Source organism: Rhizobium sp. 01L419, assembly GCF_056400025.1.
This window is the reverse complement of record NZ_JBFTSM010000002.1, coordinates 240,628-255,618: the sequence shown is the minus strand read 5'-3', so window position 1 is coordinate 255,618 and position 14,991 is coordinate 240,628. Positions and strand designations below refer to the sequence as shown.

Below are 14,991 nucleotides of genomic sequence, written 5' to 3'. Positions count from 1 at the left end.
TGTGTGGCGAGGGAGACAACTGTGAATATAGTTCAGTTAGCTGCAACCGGCTTCCTCGCAGGAGTCGTCGCCTTGACCGGAGCCCCTCCCGCCGGAGCCGCCACCGCCCGCGTGACTGCGGCCAGTCAGGTGCGATCGGGACCCGGCACCTCCTATCGTGCGGTCGGCCAGGTGCGCAAAGGAGACAGGGTGAACGTCACCCGCTGCTCGTCGGCGCGCAGGTGGTGCCACATACAATCACGGCATTCGCGCAACGGCTGGGTCAACTCCCGGTTTCTCGATCGCGTTTCGGGTATCCCGGCGGAGGACGCGGCAGCGTATGCTTCCATGGCGCCCGCGGATATGTCTGCCTGGGTCGATAGCGATCCGACGACACAACACGTGTTTCAGCTCGAAAGCCTGTCGTTGGCAGTTTGGTGTCGCGACCCAACGGGTCGCATACCCGCCGGCTTGGGCCGCTTGACCTTCTGTTCTTCCTTCATTTCTCTTTGAATGTTTGGCAACCTTGTCCGCTTTGAGTTGCCGCAAGGGCGGCGAGCAGCGATTTCCAGTTTGCATCATGCTTCGAAACGTTGTCGTCTCGAGCCCAAACCTTGACCCTCTCGGCCGCGACCTCGTCCTGGTATGCCTCTGTTATTTCGTTGTGTAGCGTCAGAACGAGCGTTTCTACGTCCTTAGCAGAGAGGACGCTGGTTTCTGACTGGTTGGACGGATTGGCGAACGATAGCGAATTGGGAAGAAGCCAGTGCGTCCCGATCCCCCCGTCCCGGAAAACAGGTGGCATGGCGATCTCGTGTATGTTGGCCTCGGACTGATGGTCGCAATACAGTTTCTCGATTGCCGAGCGGAGTTCCGTCTCGAGACCCAGGCCCAGTTGGCCGCCGGCGCCGAGAACCGAACCAAACCCGAAGCTCTCGCTGTAGCGACCGGCCGAAGCCGAAACATCGGCGATGACGACATGCAAGGGCGGCAATGTCTGCGATGGCTGCAGGGAGGTTTGAAGCGCGCCTCGGATGGCATAGTAGAGTGTCATGGCGCCGCGGTTCTCGACGGCTCCACCATCAGTGACCCAATATCGGGTTTGCGGTTGGCCCGGAGCTTCAACATCGATTGCAGCGTCCGGAAACACCGGCGGAAAGTTGGCACTCAATGCCGCCGCACGCGCGATCGATATATCAGCATTGTCGAGCGTAACGATCTGCATGCGCAGTGACCCATCCGATACCACCGATGCAGGCGCTGCAAGATTGGTCAGCACCAGCCGGCCACCCGCCCCGGCCGCATCGAGAAAGTCTCGGCATGCCGTTGCTCCCCTGGCGAGGGACAGTCCCACCCCCTCCTTGCACGGACGGCGCGGGTCGGGAAAAGATCCGACGATCGCCGTATTGAGCATGAGGCCGAAAGACGGCTCCTCCATCGTCGCCGCCCCCATATGGCAGACGAAGGATTCAGCGAGAATGGCACCCAGTCGCGACCGTGCAGGCATCCAGCCCTGGACACTTTGGTCCGGCATCTTGGCTTCATCGCAGGTCGACTGAGCCCAGTGCCAGCGTCCAAGGGCGATGCGCATATCGCTTGCGCCGTCGATGGCATATTCGATGAAAGGCAACGCCATGGCCTGCGAAAAATCGTCCCAAGCGTCCTTGTCCATGTTTGCAAGCGGTCGCCGCAGTTCCTGCTCGTGGAGCGCAAAATAGCCAAGCGCAGCACTGCCACCTGACACGCCGCTGACCAGCACGACGTTGCAGATCTGGTCGTGCTCGGCAAGGCCGCGCAGAAGCGAGGCGGTATAGATCGCCGCACGCGTGCCGCCGCCGGAAGCGACAAGGGCAATTCTCGGCGTGGTGGGCAAGAGCGGATTGCAGCTGCCGTTCGGTTGGCCGCTTTCAAACAACAGAGCTGCCGGCTGCTTGCTTACGTGCCTGTCGGAGCGGATCGCCAGTTCCGCAGGCTGCACCGCCCGTTTGAAGGTGAAGTAAAGGGGGCCACCCAGAAGACCATAAGCCAGGGCGCCGACAAGCACGGGATAGACGAGCGTCGACCGCTGGAAATTGCGCAGGCTCGCCAGCAGATCGCCGGCCGGGGCCTGATCCGCGGGCAGACGTTCCAGCTGGGTGCGAAATTGCGTGAGAACTTCCGCAGGCGTCATGAACTGAATCGCCCTGTTGGATGTGGCTTTCGTCTGCTTCTCGTACCGATCCTCATAGAGGCCTTCGATCTTCAGCCGTCCGGCGCCATGCAGCGCGATTTTGCGACCACGGTTCCGCACCGTGCTCAGGGTCTCGGGCCCTTCATAGTCATAGTCGATCTCGACCGGGGTAATGGCGCGCCGGTCCTTGTCCATCAGGCGGATGACCCGGCGCGCGACGAAGTGGTCGCACCAGAAGGCGTAATACCAGGCAAGCGCATAGGCGAGCGCGATATAGCGCATGATCGTCGTGTTACCGTAGCCTCCAGAGCCGGCGTTGAAGAGATAGGTGATGTAGTGAACGTCCGCGAGGCGAAGGACCGCGACGACGATGACCAGGACGCTGATGGCCCGTTGCGGACCTATGAAGAAAAGGCGCCCGATGGTCAGCAGGATCTCCATCAATCGCTCGAAGAGGATGCCCAGAAAAATCGCGAACCAGCAGGCAATCGCCGTCAGGAAGAAGGCGTACCAGAGATAATGGTCCGGCACGAACAATGTCAGCAGTGATCCAGGCAGAAGGATCTCGATGGGATAGCGGATTGGAGCAATGGTGAAGGCTGATGCCAGAGCGGCAAGCGGACCACGTCCCATGAAATCGTAACGGTTCTTCGGTAGGAAAAGCTCCACCCTTGCAAGACTGTCGGCGAGACCACCTCCCGCGTTGGCGCGGAATAAGGTCAACGAGATCAACCAGGCAATGCTCAGGGCAATGATCAGCGCAAAGGCAATCGCGACACCGATATGCAGGCGCGGCCGCACCGTCATCGTGCCATAGGCCTCCGGATGCGAACTGACAATGACGAGTGCGGCCACTGTGACAAGGATGACGAGCTGCCCGGCAAGCAGATACTGGTTAAACACCAGATGTCGGGCGCAAGCCAGATTCAATGCAAAGAGAGACAGGAAGCCGATGGCAAGCAGCCCGAGATTGCCCCAACGCGTCTCGATCGTCGGACCAAGCGCCATCGCGAGCACAAGAACGCCGGCAAGTACGGGAACGAACCAGGCATAGCCGTCCGGCGCCAGCCATCGCCAGGCGAGGCGGCGCCCCGCTGGCAACGGCTGATTGAGCCAGGCATCGAACCGTCGCCACAAGCGAACGAAAGCCCTTACTCGTTCGCCCAGCCAGTTGTATGCACTGGATTCCGACTTGCTCTCTTGTTCATCCATCGGCGTGGTTCCAGTCACGAATATCGCTCGGAGAGAATGACATCGGCCGCCTTCTCGGCGATCATGTAGACGGCCGTGGCCAGAAAATAGCCTGGGATCCGCGGGAAGACGGAAGCATCGACCACGCGCAGGCCTTCGACGCCGTGCACCCTGAATCTGCTGTCGATCACGCCCCCTTTGTCGCGGGGGCCGATGGCGCAGGTGCCGCAGGCATGATGGCCCCAGGCGTTTTCCGCGACATAGCCGCGAAGCGCCTCGTCACTCTCGTTCTGCCGGCCAGGCTCTTCTTCGCTTGCGATGAGATCGTCCATAGCATCGTTGACCTTCCTGACAAAGCGGATGGCATGGACGACGGCATCAAGGTCGAGGTCGTAATTGCCGGTTCCCTCGAAGAAGGAATGAAATACGACAGCAGGCAGGGCCGCGGGATCGGCACTTCTCAGCCGCACCGTTCCGCCCTGATTTTCGGTATAGGCCTTGAGGATCGCCCAGGTCATGTAATCCGACTTCCGGATGCGCTCGGAATAGTCAGGATAATAGCCGCGGAAATCGGCAAGCAGCGAGAAGCAATGCAGGTCCGGTTCGCTCAGCGTGTCGCGGGATTTCAGCGTCAGGGAAAACATGACGCCGTTGCTCGTATAGTTGCCGATACGAAATCTGCGCCACCGTCGGTAATGGGCGTCGCGGGTCGTATAGGTGACGCCCTTTAGCGCCGACCAGGGCTCGTTCACCCGGCTGACGACGCCGACTTCGTAACGGTCCTGCAGGTTTCGCCCGACACCCGGAAGCGCCTCGACGACGGAAATCTTGTGTTCGTTGAGATGGCCGGGATCGCCGATGCCAGAAAGCATCAGAAGTTGGGGCGAGGCAAAGGCGCCGCCTGACAGGATGATCTCGCGGCCGGCCCGAAGGACCTCCTCCCGCCCATCCCCATCAACGCAGCGAATTGCCACCGCCCGCTTGCCGTCAAATTCGATGCGCGTGACCGTGGTGTTCAGGCGGAGTGTCAGGCGGTCGGGGTGTCGCTTCATCACATCGAGCAGCCGCTCGCGCGGCCCGTGCCTTGTGTGGCGGCGCGTTGCAAGCGGGGTGACGCGCACGCCACAGGCGCCGACGTTCCAGTTGCGGTTATCGTTCGGGTCGATCTCGGTCGTCTCCCAATCGGACCCCCGCTTGCCGAAGGCATCGGCGGCCGCACCGACGCAGCGCAAGAGCGCCCGCCACAGCGGCCAGTCGCGCAAGGCCCGCAGCGGCAGCGCTCGTTCCGTCGTCATCCACCCCCACCATCCGTGGCCCGTCGGGTTGAGACCCGTTGCGGCGGCAAGCCATCGCCACAGGAAGAAGCGGTATCGGCAGCGCTCGATACGCTCAAAATAGCCCTGCATATGCGAGGCCTTCCAGCTTTCGTCGCCGGTGATCGCAAAGATGTGGTTCCAGTCGCAATGATTGGGCCGGACGATGATCATCGCATGATGGGCAGTGCAGCCGCCGAGCCCGCGCACACGCGGATAAAGCACGCCGTCCTTTTCCTTGGAGTAGCGCCAGTCGCGCTCCTGCATCTCCTGATTTTCGTAGTGGCGCACCCAATGGTTCTCAGCCATGCCGGGATGTTCCGAGGCAAAGGCATGAAAGGCCGGCACGCGACAGGCATCGGCAAGCGGCATGTCGGAGCTGTCGTCCGTCTTCGCCCTGGGATCGCCGCCGGCTTCGATGACGAGCACCGTCCGGCCCTCTTCGGCAAGCCGTGCAGCGAGGACGGCACCGCCTGCCCCGCTGCCGATGACGATATAATCTTGGGTCGGCCGGCCGGACATCGTCAGAACTGCTTCAGATAGGAGATCAGAGCATTCTTGTCCGGCTGCGGCAGATCGGCGCCGAATGCATGCCCGCCATTGACCACATAGTCAGGGCATTTGCTCAAGCCCACCAGGCGGTCGACGAGCTTGGTGTCGCGCACCACCTTCTCGGCATTGGCGAGCACGGCGGGATCGGCAAGCTCCTCCGGCGTGCATTGCCCGCCGAGCTCGGCGAAGGCGCCGATGAGCGCCGGACCGTTAGCGATCAGACGCTTGTAATTGGCAAACTTGTCCTCCTCGTCATTGTCCGGCAGCAGCTCGGTATTGGTCAGCGCATTGACCGGGAAGCCGGCCGGGAACGGGCCGATGGTGATCGAACCGTCCTTCTTGAAGGCCCAGCCGGCGACCTTGTTCAGCAGGCCGGTGAAGGGCCGCACCTTGTCGGGCACGAAGCCCGCCGGCACGATGAGGCAGGAGGGAGCGCTGGTGCGGTAGATATAGCCCGGCACCGGCGCTTCCGTCACTTTGTCCATGCGGCGCGTCTGCGGCGAAAGCATCTGGCGGATCGACCGGTCGAAGACCCCCAGCCTGTTTTCGACGCATGGCAGATAGGGATCGCCGGCGTCCGCCGCCGGGCAGGCGGTGCCGCGACCGGTGCCGTAGCCGCCGGCATGGTCCTGATTATAGTAGTCGGTGCCGTAATAGCTGTCCTCGTGGCCGACCGAATTGTTGAGCAGGAAGGGTGCGGTCGACCAGAGGCTGACCAGCGAGGGCGGCCTCAGATAGCCGCGCCCGTTGCCAGCCGCCTGCAGCGGCGTTGCCGCGCCCGAAACCGGATGATTGACCGTAACCTCATGCGGTGGCGGCAGCGACTTGTAGGTGGAGGAGGTGAAATTGTCCCAGATATCACCCGAAAGCCCGTTGGTCGCGATCGCACTGCAGGCATTGGTGCGCACGACATCCATCGGCACGCGCCGTTCGGTCGAGAGGTAATTGCCGTCGAGGAAATCCTTTCCGTCCGCATCCTTTTCGGTGACGAGTTTGACCATGCCGCGCTTGAAGGCATCCGACTGCGCCCAGGCCCAATAGCGGTCCCAGCATTCGCGATAATGCGGGCCGGATCCGCCGCCGGCACATATGCCCTGATCGACGCCGAGGTCGGGCGCCGGCACCGGCTGCTTGCTCGAATGGCAGGCTGCGCAATTTTCGGCAAAGACGATCTTCCCGCGCTCGACCTCGGCCGGATCACGCGTTTCGAGCACTTTTTCTCCGACCGGCGTGTCCTTCAGGTGATCGGCTCGGGCGGCGACCAGGAAGAATATCGCCATATCAGGCGTCATTGCTTCGGTCGCCTGCCAGTAGACCGAGTTCTTCTGGGCGTCGGCGATGCGGATCGGCGAGATCTTCTGCCCGCCGAGGAAGGGGCGAAAATGCAGGAGCCATTCTTCGCTGAAGAGGCCGATATTGAGATAGACGCGATTGAGGGCGCCGAGCGTGCCGACGGAATCGGCACCGTCCTTCAGGACGCGCATCGAGGCGACGGTGCCCGTTGCCTTGTCGTAGAGGGAACCGAAGGCTGCGGTCTGCGGATAGTCTTGCGCCTGCTTGTTGTCCTTCTCGTCTCCCTTGATGATTTCCTTGCCCGTCTTCGCCCCGATGCGCAATCGCTCCAGGACGTCGTAGACAGCATTCATCGTGCGGGGGTTATTCATGTAATCGCTCGACACCAGCGAGGTATCGAGGGAGCCCGGCGGGTTCGTATGGAACAGCTGGAAGAGGAAATTCCTCTCGTTCTCAGCTGGTTGCCCCGCCGCCGCGCGCGGTTTGGTATTCCAGAAGAAGATGCGGTCGACCCAGAAATACTGGGCGCCGGGATTGGAGGAGATTTCAGAGAATTCCGGGCTCTCGACGTTCTTCGGCGAATTGATCGGATTGGGACCAACATGGCAGAAGGCGCAGGACATGCCGACACGATAGGGTCGCACGAGATCCTTGTCGTTGTAATATGAAGGATCGGTGTAGTAGCGCAGCGGATCCCAATGTTCGGCGGCCTTGCTGTCGAAATCGGGATTGGGGAAGAGGCGCAGGCCCATCACGCCCGTCGGCTCGCCGTAGTAGGAGCCGACCGGGATCTTCTTCTCTTCGCCCTTCACCTTGACCGTTGTGCCGCGCGAGCCGATCTGCACGCCGGGATAGCGGGTGTCCGCCTCGGCATTGCCGCCGAAACTGTCGGCAGCGCAGTCTTTCTTGCGCTGATCGAGCCACAGCCCCCAATGATCGGGATCCGCTCTCTCAGGGGTATTGTAGCAGGGTTCGTTGACCAGTCCGAGATAACGGAAGCGGTTGTCGCGGCCATAGGCCATCGTCGGATGGGACGAGATGGTCTTCAGCAGATCGAAGGAGCCGATCGTCGAGCGGGCGGCGAAATCCCAAAAGCGGTCGTTGCCGCCGGTCCAGACGATCCAGGCATTCTGCCCGCGGATCGCCGCCTGGCGGACGGCTTCCGGATCGAGCCCGGTGGCGGCGGCGACCTCCTTGATCTCGGCGGGATAATCGGCGCCGGCTGCCGGCGACAGCAGAAGGCCCTTGTCCATTGCCGCGAAGTACGGCTCGCCCGCCCCGGGAAATTCCGCGACAGTGCGATGCGCTGTCTTCGCCTCATCTTCGACATGGCCGAACTGGCTGGAATCCGGTTCGATCAGCCACCAGACGATGAGCGCAACCGCAGCAATGGCGACGACCGCGAGGGTGACGACGGCTGCTGCCGTCCAGGCGAGAAACCGCACGATGCGCTGTCTGACGTTTGCCATCGACCCCTCCTGATGGTCAAAGTGTCTTCAGATAGGAAAGCAGCTGCTCCTTCGCCTCCGAAGGCAAATCCGTGCCCCAGAGATGACCGCCATTCCCGTTGCCCTTAAGGTTCGTATCGTAGAGTGTGCCGTGCCGTTCCCCCGGCGTACCTGCTGCACTCAGGAAGCCGCCATTCTCGGCATCCACCAGATCGTAGCCGCGATAGAAGTGCTTCGGCCGCTCGGCAGGCGGAAGAAGCAGGGCACGCAATGTCGGAACGCTGCCGTTATGCAGGTAGGGACCGCGCAGCCACAGGCCGCCAAGACCTGTGGCGACATAACCGTCGGTCTTCTGGAAATTGGCAAAACCCCAAGCATAACGCGGTTCATAGGCCGCATAGCGGTCGCGGGCTGCGGGGGTCCACATGTCCAGGCGATGGCGGTCCGTACCGAGCTCGACGATCGAGATCGGCGTCCGGTAGCGGGCGCCCTTGGCATCGTGGCAGACGGCGCATTGCGCGGTATAGATCGCACGGCCGGCGTCGACCGCCGCCGCATCGACATGATAAGGGTCGCCTGCCGGCTTGAGGGGAGAAAACGGTGACGGCGGTGGACCCTGCAGACGGATGAAATCCATGATGCGGCGCAGACCCTCTTCGGCCCCCCCGTAGGATTTATAGGTCATGCCGTCGCCGATCGCGCCGGAGACCACCGTCTCGTAGAGATCAGTCTGCAATCCGTCCCAGTGGAGTGAAAAGCGGCGCGTATTGGTGGCGGCGACATCGGCAAGCGACCACAGGGGCATCATGTCGGAATTGCCGACCGTGCCGTCGTCGGCAAGCCGGAGGTTCTGGAACTTGACCGGGTTGAAGGGATCGATCCGGCCGGGACCCCAGTCCGGCCTATCCTTCATCCAGGCGAAGCTCCGCCCCTGTTCCTGAAGGGCCGACCGCGTCGCGGGGATCAGAACGAAGCGGTAGAGCGCCCGCTCCCAGACCGGCATGTCGTAGATCCTGCCGATCTCCGCCATCACCCGGTCGGCGGTGAAGCGCGGATCGGCGCCGACATCGATCAGGAAGCGGATATAGGCCTGCGGGTTGACCCTGGTCCCTGGACCCGCCTCGACCAGCCGTGCCGGCTGGTCGGCATGGAGCCGGTAGCTGCCTTGGTGACAGAAGGCGCAGTTCGGAGCGACGCGCTCTATGACGCCGAGCGTTTTCACCGACAGGCCGACCGGAACCTCATCGCCGGCGCGCCAGTAGAGGCCGAAGGCGCCGTAGCCGTCCGCGCTGGCCGGCAGATGTTCGGGAAAGAGCTGCGGCAGGACCCGCCAGATCCAGTAGGGAATTCCCTGCGCCTCTTCGTTGCCGATCGAACCGTGATTGAAGACTTCTGCGAGATCATTGGTCCTCGGCTGGGCGACGGGCCGGAAGAGGAGGAAAAACAGCGCGAAGGCGCCGACGACGAGCAGAACCAGAACGGCGAAAAGCCATTTCCAGAAGGCACGCCTCATGCCTGTCTCCCTTCGGCGATGTTCTGCTCAAGCTTCAGGATGCGCAGGAGACAGAAGAGCGTCGCAATGCCGATCGACCCGTCGAGGAAGACGCCGGCGAGATAGCCGATCGGCTGGCCGAAGACGAAGACGGCGAGAAAGAAGAAAACAGTGCCGAGCGTGCGGGAGGGGAAGACCGCGAGCCAGGCGAAAACGCGGTAGCGGTCGATATCGAGCGTCGCCGGAATGTAGAAGATCGACAGGATTCCGAGCAGCAGTCCTGCAAATCGCGGCCAGATCAGCTGGTTGACGGTGATGCCGAAGAGACCGAGGATCCATTCCGGACAGAAGATGAGCGGCAGGACGAAGGCGAAGTTCAAAAGGATGCCGATCCAGACGAGGACCGCATGCCGTGCCTTCCATTTGCTGAGCGATCGCGACTGGATCATAGCGTCTTCATATATTCGACGAGGGCGTCTTTTGCCGTATCCGGCAGCTCCGTACCGTAGCGATATCCTTCGTGGCCGGCATTGCCATTGCCGGGCCGCGTCGTGTCATAGCGAAAGAGATCGCCGCCCGCCGACTGATCCGAACGATAGCCCACCCTGGCGAGATCGAACTCGTCGCTGCCGCGCAACCAGACGGATGGCCGCCTGGCGCTCGGCTCAAGCAAATCGCGCAATGTCGGCACCGAGCCGTTGTGCAGATAGGGCGAGCGCGCCCAGATGCCGTCAAGCGGGTGGTTGGCATAACCGTCCGTCTTGTGGAAGCGGCTGAAGCGCCAGGGATAGCCGGCATAGAGCAGGTTCTGCTCGGCGGCGAAATTTTCGGTATAGGAGGTCCAGCGCCCCGCGTCGGTGCCGATATCGGCAAGCGGAACCGTCTTGCCAAGGCGCGTGAAGCGCTGCCTGTCATAGCTGTAGTCCTTCGCATCCCTGAAGCCGTGGCAATCGGCGCAATAATGCAGGAACAGGGTCTTGCCCTCTCCCGCCTTCGCCTGATCGATGCCGGCTGCGACGGGGAACGGCGGCGAAGGCAGATCCCACATCCAGTCCTCGATGCGCGCAATCGATGCCCGGTCGACCGTCACGGGCGTCACACCGGCGCCAAGTGCGGCGCTCAGGTTTCGTTCGGCCACGGAGTCATTGTTTCCGTCCCAATGGAGGTTCATGCCTTCACGCGGGCGCTGGCGCCAGATGGCGGGATAGTCGGAAGAGCCGTTCAGCGCCGCGCCGCTGATATGGGCCTCGTCCATCGGAAAGTTGAACTGCAGTGCCTTGTAGGGGTTGAACGTGTCCACCCGGCCCGGCCCCCAATCCTCCTGGCGCTTGACGAAATCAAGCTGGGTGCCGAGATCGAGGAACGCATTCTTGACCCTGGGGAAGACCACGTGGCGATAGACCAGCCGCTCGAAAATATTGAGATCGCCGCCGACCTTGGGGTCGTCGATCGTCGCAATCAGCGCGTCCGCGGTAAAGCCGGGATCACGGCCGACATCGATGAAGAAGCGAATGAATTCCTGCAGGCGCAAATTATTGGATGGCGCGCCGGGAATGAGGTGGCGAACCGGATCGCCGGCCAGATGATAGGTGCCGACATGGCAGACGGAACAGTTAAGCCAGACCCGCTCGATGCCTGAGACCACGCGGCGCGATACCCCGATCGGAAGGTCGTCGCCGGGCTTTTCGTAGAGGAAGCCGAAGCGGCCCCAGCCCTCCGGCCCGAGCTTGTCGGCATACATGACCGGCAATGCCTTGAAGACCCAGTAGGGTGGTCCTGTCGCCGTCTCGCTGCCGATCGAGCCATGCATGAAATGGTCGGCTTGGTCGCGGAAGGCGACGACATACTGATTGACGAAAACCAGGTAGTAGACGACCGCAAGCAACAGCAGCACGACGATCGCCAACCACCAGCGCCGACGCCGGGCGACTGCGATCTCGACGGGCGTTTTGCGGTCGTTGTCGCTGCTCATGAGTCCACTCCGAATGCGCGGGCGATGGCGCGTCTCAATGGAAGGTCGGCGGCTCGAAGACCGACATGACCTGCTTGATCATCTTGCCGTAGCGATCCTCGAGGTTCGTCCCGTCAAAGCGGCTGAGGTCGTAGCAGCCGAGCGGGTTTTCGAGATCGTTGAGCAGACACTTGTTGCAGTAGGTGCATTCCTTCTCGGGGCCGTTGTCACCGGCGAGGATCTTCGGCAGGTCGTTGTTGGCGATCAGCGGACGGGCCATGGTGACGCCGTCGCAAGCTTTCGAGCGGATGGCCTCGGCGATCCTGTCGGCGTGCTGGAAGCCGCCCGTACAGAGCACCTTGATATCGGGATCGATCTTGCTGATCGCTTCGGAAACCGAGCGCGCATAATCGAGATTGATGCCTTCGATGACCTTGCCCCTGCGCCAGCGCCACAGCGCCTGGAAGGCACGCCCCAGGATCGGATTGGAAAAGATCGCATAGTTCATCGGCGCCCGCGTGCCCTGCGAGAGCATGCCGTCGTACCAGCGGTGAAGATCGTTCAGCGGCAGGTCGCCGGCCGGATTGCGCGGGTGCGGAAAAGTCGAGCCACTCGAAATGTGGAAGGAGTCGACGCCCTTGCCGCCGTCGAGCAGCATCGTGCAGATCTTCACGGTCTCGTCGAGCGTGTTGCCCTTCTTGATCCAAGGGTAGAGCCAGTCATTGTGGTCGACGCCGTTGATCTTCATCTGCAGATGGAAGTCCTGGCCGACCTCGCGTCGGATCGCCCTGACGATCTCGAGCACGAAGCGCGCCCTGCCCTCCCAGCCGCCGCCATATTCGTCCGTCCGGTCGTTGATGCCGGAGCTCAGGAACTGTGTGAGCAGATAGCCGTTGGCGCCGTGAAGCTCGACACCGTCGAGCCCCGCCTCACGGGCGCGGCGCGCCCCTTGCGCGAACTGCTCCACCACTTCTGCGATTTCGGGCTTCGTCATCGCCTGGGCTAGCAGGCCATGGAAGTAGTCACTCTTATCGGTCGAACTCAGGCCCTTGTTGAACAGGTTCTCGACGCCGCCCATGTCCTGCTGGCGGCCGGAATGGCTGAGCTGCATGATGAACCGACAGTCATGGCCGTGGACACGGTGGCCAACTTCCCGCCAGAAGGGAATCTTGTCGTCGTCGTCGATCATTGCGTAACGCACGAGGATGCGGCCGCGCACCGACACCGGCGTAAAGGAGGAAATGATGCAGCCGATCCCGCCGCGCGCGAACTTCTCCTCCCAGTTCAGTCGGGCATTCCCGCCGTGACCATTATAGTCGTCGAACTGGCCGGAAATATTCGATCGAAACAGACGATTCTTGACGCGCAGGGAACGGAACGTCAGTTCGTTAAAGATAACCGCCGCGTTATCGGCATGTGTATACTGACTGTCCGGCTGCATGCGGGGCTCATCCAAAGTAACGTGCCGTGGCAACGAGAGAAAAGGAGAAGAAACCGAAATGCACTGCTGACTGTATAAGTATCAGGTGTGAGCGACGGTATTTCAATCCTATGTAGTTTGCAACTGGATTTGTGCTTGGAATGGAACTAGGTACTTGTGATTGCAAATTTCCCGTATCGCTGAACATTCAGTGTCACGCGGTGTGTATCCAAGCAGCAATTTTCACAGCGTTTCTCGCATTTTCTGGTCAAATCGGGCACTGCTCCTCGGCCAAGAGCCCTACCACTTGGAGCCACTCCCGTTGGATTGATCGATCTCGTCAGCGCGGTGGTGTCTTGCAGCTTCCTTTGCCGGCTGCCTTGCCGACAAAAGAGGATCGGCAGCCGTGGCCTCGACCGGCGCTGCAATGTTGCGCAGGGGCGATGACCTCGCTGAGCGGTAGATTACGACGTCATCACGGGATCAGCTTATGAGTATCGAGAAATGCAAGCACCGCGCCTAAAAACTCTTCCGGCTGTTCTAGGTGCGCGAAATGGCCGCTTTGGGCGAAATGTACCAACTCCGAATTCGAACAGCTGTCATGCAGGTTCTCCCCCCATTTCGAACCGCATATGAAATCGTGATCTCCGACGAGAACAAGCGCCGGCACGGAAAGGCTCTGAAGTTTCGATCGAACATCAAACGGCTCGTTGTCACCTATGAGAAGTGTCGCCTTTATCCGTGAGCGCAGTGCTTCAAGATCAAGCTTCTCACGAACACCGTCGGCAAAGTAAGCGGGAAGCAGGTCGCGCATGATCTTGGTATAGTCGTCGTCGCTCGACATGTTCGGAACCGACTGCCAGGCTCGCAGTACTGCAGGCCCCTCGGCCTGATAGCGATCGGCAAAGCTCTGGACCCCGTTTGCAGCCGCCGTCATGAAGTCACTCCCCGTCACAGCCGACGACGAGTACAAGATCATTGCCGATACGCGATCCGGGTGCTCGATCGTATGTTGCTGGATGACGAATCCTCCGTGAGAATGACCGAGAAGAACGACTTTGGACAGGTCGAGTGTTTCGAGGAAGCTGCCAAGCTGTTTCGCGAAGCGTTCGACGGTATAGCCATGGGGGTGCTCAGCAAGCCGGCCTGAACCACCTGTGCCGATTGGTTCGAGATACAGCATGGTAAAATGACGCTCCAAAAAACCCATGCGGAGATATTGCCAGTGGATGCCCGGGCCGCCGGGGTGAACTACTATAACCGGCCCTTGACCCGCGACATGAAAGCTTTGCTGAATTCCGTCGATATCGACGACATGATGTCCGGAGCTGAGGGTATTTCGCGTTGACATTGATTGGGCCTTATATCGCTTGGAAGCACGGTCGTATTCGAACCGCGCCAGGCAAATGGATTGAGTTTGGGGAGTTGTGGACGCAACGTCGCTGATTTGTGAAGGACATCGAGCTCTTCAAGCCATCGAAGCTTCGCTCGCATTCCAGACGTTACCTTGGCCTAAACTCCAGCGATCGCCGGTGCCGCAGCGTTGCACGAAGAAAGCTGCGGCGGCGTTTGAACCAGAAGGTCACGTTCGGTCGACTGCTGGTTTTTGGTTCGTGCCAGTCACCGTCTCGTCAGAACGACCTTATGTTTCGCATCGACTAGTAACATGCCTCGGTTCTGACTGGATGCCCGGAGCGCTCATCGTTCCATTGCCAATAGCAGCGATCATAGTCATCGTTGCTACCCAGGAAGATAGGACTGCGGTCCCTGAACCGTCCATCGAAGCGGTCGTGGGCAAAAAACGCACCTCGGTTTCCCTCCCTGTCGAAATGGCCCATACCAAATCCTCCCATGTGCCCCCCTTCCCCATGACTTCCCCCTCCGTGACCTCCTCCCCCGCCATGAGCAAGTGCGGGCGTTACTGTTGCGATGGAGCCAACTGCAAGGGTCAGAGAGATCAGGCCCGTTGCGGCGATCTTACGAAGCATAGACATGGTAGTTTTCCTATTAAGCGGCTCTGTGTAGCCGCCATGAGCATATGTTCATCGAAATTGGCGAACACTCGCCACAATTCAGGGATTTTGCTCACATGTTGTCACATCTTCTCACCACAACCGTAGGGGGCCGTGATCGCCGCCGGCACGGGAACGGGAAACAGCCACGAGCGTGTGCCGAGCCTAGT

9 protein-coding genes are annotated in these 14,991 nt (G+C 61.0%); 1 reads left to right on the top strand and 8 read right to left on the bottom strand.

Annotated features, from left to right (window positions below):
• Window positions 1–3: 3 nt before the first annotated feature.
• A complete protein-coding gene (locus AC1DUP_RS05030; RefSeq protein WP_113311666.1) occupies window positions 4–492 on the top strand; it encodes an SH3 domain-containing protein in 489 nt (162 codons plus the stop codon).
• Here AC1DUP_RS05030 and AC1DUP_RS05025 read toward each other — a convergent pair.
• The 8 genes from AC1DUP_RS05025 to AC1DUP_RS04990 all read right to left on the bottom strand — a co-directional run bounded on the left by AC1DUP_RS05025 (window position 479) and on the right by AC1DUP_RS04990 (window position 14,160).
• Window positions 479–3,361 carry a patatin-like phospholipase family protein gene (locus AC1DUP_RS05025; protein ID WP_113311665.1) on the bottom strand — a complete coding sequence of 961 codons (2,883 nt, stop codon included), beginning with the start codon at window positions 3,359–3,361 and terminating at the stop codon, window positions 479–481. The genes AC1DUP_RS05030 and AC1DUP_RS05025 overlap by 14 nt on opposite strands.
• Before the next feature lie 14 nt (window positions 3,362–3,375).
• The gene (locus AC1DUP_RS05020) at window positions 3,376–5,175 is read right to left on the bottom strand and encodes a GMC family oxidoreductase (protein ID WP_113311664.1); all 1,800 of its coding nucleotides are present in this window, start codon (window positions 5,173–5,175) and stop codon (window positions 3,376–3,378) included.
• Between the two features lie 2 nt (window positions 5,176–5,177).
• The gene (locus AC1DUP_RS05015; protein WP_113298672.1) at window positions 5,178–7,967 is read right to left on the bottom strand and encodes a cytochrome c family protein; all 2,790 of its coding nucleotides are present in this window, start codon (window positions 7,965–7,967) and stop codon (window positions 5,178–5,180) included.
• 16 nt (window positions 7,968–7,983) lie between these two features.
• The gene (locus tag AC1DUP_RS05010; RefSeq protein WP_113311663.1) at window positions 7,984–9,459 is read right to left on the bottom strand and encodes a c-type cytochrome; all 1,476 of its coding nucleotides are present in this window, start codon (window positions 9,457–9,459) and stop codon (window positions 7,984–7,986) included.
• Window positions 9,456–9,887, bottom strand: a complete 432-nt coding sequence (locus AC1DUP_RS05005; RefSeq protein ID WP_113311662.1) for a hypothetical protein — start codon at window positions 9,885–9,887, stop codon at window positions 9,456–9,458. Before AC1DUP_RS05005 ends, AC1DUP_RS05010 begins: the two co-directional genes overlap by 4 nt.
• Window positions 9,884–11,410 carry a c-type cytochrome gene (locus AC1DUP_RS05000; protein ID WP_113311661.1) on the bottom strand — a complete coding sequence of 509 codons (1,527 nt, stop codon included), beginning with the start codon at window positions 11,408–11,410 and terminating at the stop codon, window positions 9,884–9,886. Before AC1DUP_RS05000 ends, AC1DUP_RS05005 begins: the two co-directional genes overlap by 4 nt.
• A gap of 34 nt (window positions 11,411–11,444) precedes the next feature.
• Window positions 11,445–12,830 carry an NADH:flavin oxidoreductase gene (locus AC1DUP_RS04995; RefSeq protein ID WP_113311660.1) on the bottom strand — a complete coding sequence of 462 codons (1,386 nt, stop codon included), beginning with the start codon at window positions 12,828–12,830 and terminating at the stop codon, window positions 11,445–11,447.
• A gap of 454 nt (window positions 12,831–13,284) precedes the next feature.
• Window positions 13,285–14,160 (bottom strand): alpha/beta fold hydrolase, encoded by an 876-nt coding sequence (locus AC1DUP_RS04990; protein ID WP_477832224.1) that lies wholly within the window; start codon window positions 14,158–14,160, stop codon window positions 13,285–13,287.
• Window positions 14,161–14,991 lie beyond the last annotated feature (831 nt).

Coding starts and splice junctions, on each gene's coding strand:
- AC1DUP_RS05010 (WP_113311663.1), bottom strand. CDS start 9,459: ATGAGGCGTGCCTTCTGGAAATGGCTTTTCGCCGTTCTGGTTCTGCTC.
- AC1DUP_RS05005 (WP_113311662.1), bottom strand. CDS start 9,887: ATGATCCAGTCGCGATCGCTCAGCAAATGGAAGGCACGGCATGCGGTC.
- AC1DUP_RS05000 (WP_113311661.1), bottom strand. CDS start 11,410: ATGAGCAGCGACAACGACCGCAAAACGCCCGTCGAGATCGCAGTCGCC.
- AC1DUP_RS04995 (WP_113311660.1), bottom strand. CDS start 12,830: ATGCAGCCGGACAGTCAGTATACACATGCCGATAACGCGGCGGTTATC.
- AC1DUP_RS05015 (WP_113298672.1), bottom strand. CDS start 7,967: ATGGCAAACGTCAGACAGCGCATCGTGCGGTTTCTCGCCTGGACGGCA.
- AC1DUP_RS04990 (WP_477832224.1), bottom strand. CDS start 14,160: ATGTCAACGCGAAATACCCTCAGCTCCGGACATCATGTCGTCGATATC.
- AC1DUP_RS05025 (WP_113311665.1), bottom strand. CDS start 3,361: ATGGATGAACAAGAGAGCAAGTCGGAATCCAGTGCATACAACTGGCTG.
- AC1DUP_RS05020 (WP_113311664.1), bottom strand. CDS start 5,175: ATGTCCGGCCGGCCGACCCAAGATTATATCGTCATCGGCAGCGGGGCA.